Genomic DNA, 7,388 nt, shown 5'->3' with positions numbered 1-7,388 from the left:
CAGTTGTCGCAAACTTAACGATAGGAGGATAATGGGATGCTGGCAAGTGTCTCTTTTCTTTGCAATTAGTTAAGCATTTTTATGCTGCAATGTTCGGCACTTTTAGTATGCAATATACACGCCTGTGGGCGTGTCTACTTCCGGCCCGGAGGGCCTTATGCCGAACTAGCGGGGGGGCGCACCAAGACCACACACCGGAGACGGGGATTGTTCACCGCACTGGTCGCCTCGCGGTTGCAGGAAGCCCGTGATCGCGAACGGACGCACGCCTTCGTCGACGCGCTGCCGACCTCCGCGCCGATCCTGCGCAAGCAGGGCTTCCAGTTCGTGACTCGGACGCAGCCGTTCGTGTTGAAGCAATCGCGGTGAACGCCGACGCTGATTGGGCAGAAAAGAGCAAGAAGATAACAAATACATCTTTTTTAGATGGATATAAGATGTGAATGGAGTACCTTTTGAGCTAAAACCAGCTATAGTTTGTCAAGATTTTTCTCTTAATTTATTTCAACTCAAGTTATATTAAATTTAGGCATGCTTAATAACCTTCCTCTTAACCGCTGGAAGGTTTTTCACATGGATGTGCATGTGGGTATTCATCTAAATCAAGGAAAGGTTCTTTCTTTATCAGGATAGCATCAACCAGTGAAGAAGCTTGTTTATGCACGCTACCATCGATACACGGGATGGTTTTCCTTCGCCGCGTTTCTTGTCATAGAATTCACGAAGCCTTGGAGCATTCGATGCAAACGTACTCCGTCGTTTTGATAGACCTGATGGCTCGATTATGCATGTAGAATTGCGGATTGACGATACGATTGTTATGATTGCGGACGCCACAAAAACTTAGACTGAAACTGTTACTCAGCTTCATCTCTATGTGCAAGATGTGGCAAGTACATATCAGCGTGCACTTCATGCCGGTGGCTTATCTGTCTTGGAACCAACACGCAAAGAAGGCGATCCGGATCGACGTGGCGGAGTGAAAGACCCAGCAGGAAATACATGGTGGATTGCGACGCAGGAAGGGTAAGATATTTGCATTTCATGGGCTTGTTTTAAGATGCTCAACTAAATTCAGCCAGAAAGGGATCGATAACTTGGATTTACTTTTCAAAACATCCAGCCCTAATCATGAGATATCCGTTTATGACACTACAGAATTGTACGGTGAAAAAGGCAAGTTTCGAGTGTTGGAGTTTTCCAATAAAGCCCTACAAGGTGCGATGGATTTGAATGATCCGGAACGTATCCTATTTGAATATCCGCGAGCTATTATACACCTAATTGAATTTAACATTCCTTCCTTCGAAAACGTATTTATCATCGGTCACGGGATTGGGACGATTGCTGGCCATTTTCCAGAGAAGCGATTTAAGGTGGCAGAGCTCGATCACAAAGTGGTGGAATTAAGTAAGAGGTTTTTTGGATACCGAAAAGATAATGTTAGCATTGGTGATGGCCGACAAATTCTTGAAAGTGAAGATCAACAGGCTTATGACTTTATCGTTTTAGATGCCTTTACTGAAAAGGGAACGCCTCTTCATTTGATCTCTAAAGAATTTTTTGTGATTTGCAGAGAAAAGCTTGATTCCTCGGGATTGATCGTCATGAATTTGATCGGTAAAGGTGAAAATGACCAGCTCATGAATGCTATTCATAGAACGCTAAGCGAGGAATTTGCGTACATCAAAGCATTTTCGCTACCGTCAGAAGGCATCGCCGACATTCAAAATATCATTCTCGTAGGCAGAAATAAGCCGATCAGGTTCCAAGTACGCCAAATGGCAGGCTTCACAGAGATCGAACTCGGGCAAGGGTATATCATTAGGGACAGAGGTCCGCAGTGAACATTTCAGTCATGTATAGTCCCCCGGAAAGAAAGACGATCAAATACCGCAGTGGTCAATCCATAGATTGCGACATGCTGACGGGATATATCAAGCAGGCTGCAAGCTCCCTATAGAAAAACCCGTGCGATCCCAAGAGCGCGTTGCAACGCTGCGCGGCGGTTGGCCGATTGAGAATTCATGACTATACCGGTGTGGGAATGTTATTGACAGGAAGATATTGTTAACTATAAGATTGAACTACTATTATCCAAACGCAAAGATTGGGATTATTAAGGAGTAGCTGTTGCTCAGAGAACTGTCGGCAGGTGTGAGACAGTGTACAGCTTCCCTAACTCACCCATGAGCGATAAGACTGAATATTATTTTAAGTCTTAACGGTTTGCCTCCGTTATCAGGTTCAAAGATGATTCGTTGTATTCATAAACGAATCAAGAAGAGTGGTACCGCGCTTGGTAAAACCTATCGCCTCTTTTGTAGGCAGTAGGTTTTTTTATTTGGATTTTAAATTTGAGGATAAAGGAGTGGCTGTTAAAATGATGCCTTCAAACGATTGTTTTGTATGCCGCAAACATAACGGCGAACTTCAAGTAAATGGCGGATGCATTTATGAAGATGAATTTGTATATGTGGGACATATTGGGTCTAACGAACCTTTGATTTATTGGGGTTACCTTATTGTGGATTTAAAGCGGCATGCAGCTGGCTATGGTGATATGAACGATGATGAAGCGCGTGCTATTGGATCTATTTTAAATAAGTTAGGCAGAGTATTAAAAAACTCAGAAAACGCTGAACATGTATATAGCTTTGTACAAGGAGATGCTTTTCCTCATTTCCATATTCACCTTATTCCAAGGTATCCTGACACACCTAAGGAATTTTGGCATCCAACAAATATCCGAAACTATAAAGAAGTACATGGTACAGTTAATCAAGTAGATGAAGTTTGTTCCCGATTGAGAGGTGATCTCCAGCGTGAAATCGAATAGTTTAAACTGGATTGGATCTGAACAAGCGTATCTCAATTTGCCATCAGTAGAGAAGCTGCGACACATAACAATCGGTAGGTATGGTGGAAACACCGAGAGGGGCGCACATAAAAACGAAGACGGTTTATTAGTCTGGCAAAGTATTTCATGGGAGTTTGTAACACTGATTGATGCACATCACTCTTGTGATAGTGCCGAACTGATTATCGCCACACTAAAGGAAAATGAACATTCGATTAAAGCGATTCTCGACTCAAAAATAAATGTTTTGTTTGATCAAATTGAAAAATTACTGCTTCAAATATTTAAATCGGATAGGTTTAAGAATAAGTGCCGTTCCCTGAAGGGGGAAGCATCTTGTTTAATCTGTATTCGCAAAGAAAACGTTCTTTGGTGGTTTTCCGTTGGTGATTGCCAGTTGCTTCTCATTCATGATGATTTGGAAAAATGGGGTCAGGTGAGCTTAAACCAAAGAAATTTTTACGAATGGATGGGTAAAGTGAATACGTTCGAAAAGACGGTGCCGAGTTATTCGCTTGGACGCAGGGAACTTCGAACAGGAGTCAACTGTATTTTGTTAATTACAGATGGATATCTAGAAGCCAAAGAGGCTGCAATTTCAATTTCTGAGCTTTGCCGCTCGGAGAGTTTGGTTGTATCCTTTCTCAATAACCTGCATTGTCAGCAAACAGTGGATAGTACTACATTAGTACGTTGGGCTGTAAAAAATGAGCTGGATGCAGCAATGCCTTCAGATTTATAATAGATCGTACGTCATCGGGAAAGGCAAAGCGTGAAAGGAGGATAGATGCCGAGCTCTTTGCTCTTCTCGCCATAGAGAATAGGATAGGGGTGCTCCAGCGTCAAATCCATTCCTTTACGCTAATTTTTAGTAACGGGTTTGTTATAGTTTTCTTGCTTTGATGACAAAAGTTACAGGAAGCATCTTTGCTTTTTTGGCCAAATCGCTGTTTTCGCCCCGCGATTGTATGATGTCATCATCAGATTGCTCAATCATTTGCTCAATGACAAATCCCGCTTTGGCCAATGCATTCACATAAGTTGATAGTTTACGGTCCGATAATGTTAGCTCACCTTCATCAAGTGGTACCGAATACCAAGATTCATCGAAATAACTTTTTTTAAAAGCAAGCATATCATTTTCTGCAACAACACATTTGTGTATAGGGTGAGACCAACTGAAAATAAATACACCGTCTTTTTTAAGGTAAGAAGCGATCCGGCAAAAAGTGCCCTCAAGGTCGGTGGTCCAGCCGATGGCATAAATCGAATAAACAAAGTCAAAATAATCCGCCGGTACGCCACATTCTTCTTCCATGGGAGAACAGATTAATTTCGCCGAAAGACCACATGCCTTCAGATGCTGCGCTGCCTTTTCGAGTTGTTTTTCTGAAATATCCATTCCCCATAGTTCGGATGCTTTGCGTTCCCCCTGATATTGCAAGGATTGGCCGTTTCCACAGCCGATTTCCAGCATCTTTTTCCCTGATACATCGCCAAAAAGCCGGCATTTTTCTTCTGAGACAAAAGCTCCATAATAAGGAAGCACGATTGCTCCCAAGAAGTCATTTCCTTTTGTATCCCAATAAAAGCTGTTTGTTCCATAAACAGATTGCTTGTCCATGCCAACATCCTCCCCAAATATCCATATTGTGAGCCTAAACGTACATCCCGACTTGCACCTTATCCCGTAACATCTATCAAACTCGAACTCTCTAAGCTATTGATCCCCAATATACCGTTTTTCTATGAACAAATCCACCCAAAATTATCCAACCGGCGTCCAATAAATCTTGCAACCATGATCAAACCGATTCTGTGCAATGAGATGAAGAAACATACCTTTTATCGCCGCGTGAAGGAATGAGCACGTAAAAATGTGGTAGAATCGAATGAATCCGTATTTGATTGACGGCATCAAGTACGTGCATAGGCACTTGGGGTGAAAGGGGTAACTTATGGACAAGACCAAAAGTCTTTTGAAAGAGAAGTACAAGCTGGATATCACCAATATGATCCCGCAACAAGGGGGCTGGGCGGCACTAGCCTATAAGATATGCTGCAACGAACGTTGCTTCTTCTTGAAGGTTTATGAAAAAAGCAGGACGTCGACTTCGAAATGGACCGCTCTAATTGATCAATACGTGCCGATTACAGTTTGGCTCATGAAAAATAGCCGCTTAAAAAACAAGCTCCCCGTACCTGTGCCAACCATAACCGGCGATTTTAAATCAGAAGATGACAGAGGAATCTACTTGCTGTATGAATATATCGAAGGAGAGACGATTGGCGACAAGGATTTAACCATGAAGCAGGTTGACGAACTAGCGAACATGATAGCGGAGCTTCATTTGTATGGAGAAGAAATCCCTGTGGGAACGAATGCCATCAAAGAAGATTTCGCGGTTCCGTTTTTAATGCAGATGAGGACTGTGTTGAATCAGATTGACGAGCTTCCTATCGATGTAGAATTATTAATATTACCACACATGGAACATCTCGTAAGGCTAATAGATACCGTAGAGAGATGGTCTGCCGTTTTAACGCAGCGGAACTTAAGAATGGCCCTGTGCCATACTGATCTACACCACTGGAATTTGATGCAATCCGGCGGGCGTCTGATGTTGATTGACTGGGAAGGGCTGAAATTGGCTCCTGTTGAAGCCGACCTGATGTTTTTTATAGACAAGCCTTATTATCAAGAGTTTATTACTAACTATCGTAAGATGCATAACCATTTTGAGATCAATCCCGATGTGCTGCAATTTTATCGGGGCCGACGCAAATTGGAGGATATTTGGGAATTCATGGAACAAATTTTGTTTGACCGGCAAGAGGCTCAGGAGCGAGCTGCAACTATTAATCAGTTGAGTAAGGAACTAAATGAAATTTTCTTATATTAGAATATGGCTGTCTAATGACAAAAGTGCCCTTCAGATTCGATACAGGGATATCCTTGAAGCGGATTTGATTCAGGTAACGAATCAACCTACTGTCCCGAAGCACTGACAGCTTTCTCCGGTTGCCGCCTCTGTCCCGTTTTCATTAAGAAGATCAGCAGGAACGCATAAATCGCGGATAAGATAAGAACAAATTCCAACGCGACGGTAAAGGCATGTGCATAACGGGCATGAATATCAGGCAAATCGGAAATATCCAAAACCCGATAAAAGAAGATTCCGACAAAACATACGCCTAACGCAGTGCTGAGCTGGGTCGTTGTCGTCAAAACACCGGAAGCCGCCCCTATATTCTCCTGACGGACCTTGGACAGAATGGTTCCGATGAGCGGCGCCGCGCAGGCGCCTTGCCCGATACCAATGACGAATAAACTCGGCCAAAGCGCATGCCAATCAAGATGACCGCCGTAATGATTGACAATTTCCAATGTGTAACCTATGCCGAAGACTGTAATCATAGCTCCGACGAATAGAACAGCCGCGCCGAACTTTCTCACGAGCTTGGGTGATGCCAATGAAGCGAAGTAGAAGCCGATTCCCAGCGGCAAATAGGTTAACCCCGAAGTGAGAGCAGAGTACCCGAAGCCCGTCTGCAGCATCACGGCTAACGTGAAGAAAAGTGCCGAAGCGATCGCATAAAAAACAAGAATGAGCGATATGCCAAGACTAAAGGAACGATCGCGGAAAAGCGAAGGGGCGAGCAGCGGCGATTTTCCATTTTCAAGTATTTTGCGCTCATATATAATAAACAGTGTCAAACCTGCCGGGAAACAGGCAAGCAAAATGAACGACCATACGGGCCATCCCGCCTCGCGGCCTTGAACAAGCGGAAATGCAAGCGCCAGCAGGCTTGCCGTTAAAATAAGTGCGCCGGTCAGATCAAGGCGTCTGGCTGCAGGGTTGCGCGACTCTTGGAGCAGCGGGATGCCGGCCAGTAAGGCGGCTACACCAATCGGGATATTCACGAGAAACACAGAACGCCATCCCAAGTCGAACAAATTTGCACTGATAAGATAACCGCCGAACAGTTGCCCGGATACGGTGGCGATGCCGATGGTTGCGCCGTACAAACCAATTGCTTTCGCTTTCTCATGCTCGGGAAAACTCACTTGTATCATGGCGAGCACTTGCGGCATCATCGCAGCCGCCGTTATACCCTGAAGCACGCGAAACAAGATCAGGTACATCGCGGAGGGAGCAACGCCGCATAACGCCGAAGCGATAACAAATCCTAACATCCCCGTGAGAAATAAACGTTTTCGCCCAAACATATCGCCGAGCCGACTCCCGGTAATCAGCAGAACGGCATAAGCAAGCGTATAACCTGCAAGAATAAACTGAATGTCCGAGGCGCTTGCCCGTAAATCGGATTGGATGGAGGGAATAGCGACGTTGACGATAAAAGAATCAAGCAAAGCCATAAATGTCGCCGACAACACCACCGCCAAAGCCCACCACCTGCGAGGATTAAGCAGCGCTTCATTTGCATTAGTCACTTCGATCACCTTCTTAACAAGTAATATCCCCATCTTAAATTAGAAAGTTTTTTTTGTAAGAATACCGTTTAT

The 7,388-nt window shown here is 44.1% G+C and carries 7 protein-coding genes and 1 other annotated feature; of the genes, 5 read left to right on the top strand and 2 right to left on the bottom strand.

Features of this window, described 5'->3' with window-relative positions:
- Window positions 1-207: 207 nt before the first annotated feature.
- The 4 genes from EYB31_RS41660 to EYB31_RS39080 all read left to right on the top strand — a co-directional run bounded on the left by EYB31_RS41660 (window position 208) and on the right by EYB31_RS39080 (window position 3,602).
- The gene (locus EYB31_RS41660) at window positions 208-369 is read left to right on the top strand and encodes a GNAT family N-acetyltransferase (RefSeq protein WP_165452843.1); all 162 of its coding nucleotides are present in this window, start codon (window positions 208-210) and stop codon (window positions 367-369) included.
- A 728-nt stretch (window positions 370-1,097) separates the two neighbouring features.
- Window positions 1,098-1,847, top strand: a complete 750-nt coding sequence (locus EYB31_RS39090) for a spermidine synthase (protein WP_131019021.1) — start codon at window positions 1,098-1,100, stop codon at window positions 1,845-1,847.
- Window positions 1,848-2,097: 250 nt separating this feature from the next.
- Window positions 2,098-2,323: a binding site (T-box leader), on the top strand.
- The gene (locus tag EYB31_RS39085) at window positions 2,300-2,839 is read left to right on the top strand and encodes an HIT family protein (RefSeq protein ID WP_240763222.1); all 540 of its coding nucleotides are present in this window, start codon (window positions 2,300-2,302) and stop codon (window positions 2,837-2,839) included. Its footprint overlaps the feature before it by 24 nt.
- Window positions 2,826-3,602: a PP2C family serine/threonine-protein phosphatase gene (locus EYB31_RS39080; RefSeq protein WP_165452842.1), complete on the top strand. Its 777-nt coding sequence runs from the start codon at window positions 2,826-2,828 to the stop codon at window positions 3,600-3,602. Before EYB31_RS39085 ends, EYB31_RS39080 begins: the two co-directional genes overlap by 14 nt.
- A gap of 141 nt (window positions 3,603-3,743) precedes the next feature.
- Here the strand turns inward: EYB31_RS39080 and EYB31_RS39075 are convergent, their stop codons facing one another.
- Window positions 3,744-4,484, bottom strand: coding sequence for a class I SAM-dependent methyltransferase (locus EYB31_RS39075; RefSeq protein ID WP_131019019.1), 741 nt, complete (start codon window positions 4,482-4,484; stop codon window positions 3,744-3,746).
- A 334-nt stretch (window positions 4,485-4,818) separates the two neighbouring features.
- Between EYB31_RS39075 and EYB31_RS39070 the strand changes: the two genes are divergently transcribed.
- Window positions 4,819-5,763: an aminoglycoside phosphotransferase family protein gene (locus tag EYB31_RS39070; protein WP_131019018.1), complete on the top strand. Its 945-nt coding sequence runs from the start codon at window positions 4,819-4,821 to the stop codon at window positions 5,761-5,763.
- Between the two features lie 86 nt (window positions 5,764-5,849).
- Here the strand turns inward: EYB31_RS39070 and EYB31_RS39065 are convergent, their stop codons facing one another.
- Window positions 5,850-7,349, bottom strand: a complete 1,500-nt coding sequence (locus EYB31_RS39065; RefSeq protein ID WP_131019017.1) for an MFS transporter — start codon at window positions 7,347-7,349, stop codon at window positions 5,850-5,852.
- Window positions 7,350-7,388: the final 39 nt, after the last annotated feature.

Origin of the sequence: Paenibacillus thalictri (assembly GCF_004307995.1) — a bacterium.
In the GTDB taxonomy this organism is placed as follows: Bacteria; Bacillota; Bacilli; order Paenibacillales; family NBRC-103111; genus Paenibacillus_AF; species Paenibacillus_AF thalictri.
The sequence above is the reverse complement of the archived record's forward strand: the minus strand, read 5'-3'. Positions and strand labels throughout refer to the sequence as shown.

Coding starts and splice junctions, on each gene's coding strand:
- EYB31_RS39075 (WP_131019019.1), bottom strand. CDS start 4,484: ATGGACAAGCAATCTGTTTATGGAACAAACAGCTTTTATTGGGATACA.
- EYB31_RS39070 (WP_131019018.1), top strand. CDS start 4,819: ATGGACAAGACCAAAAGTCTTTTGAAAGAGAAGTACAAGCTGGATATC.
- EYB31_RS39065 (WP_131019017.1), bottom strand. CDS start 7,349: ATGGGGATATTACTTGTTAAGAAGGTGATCGAAGTGACTAATGCAAAT.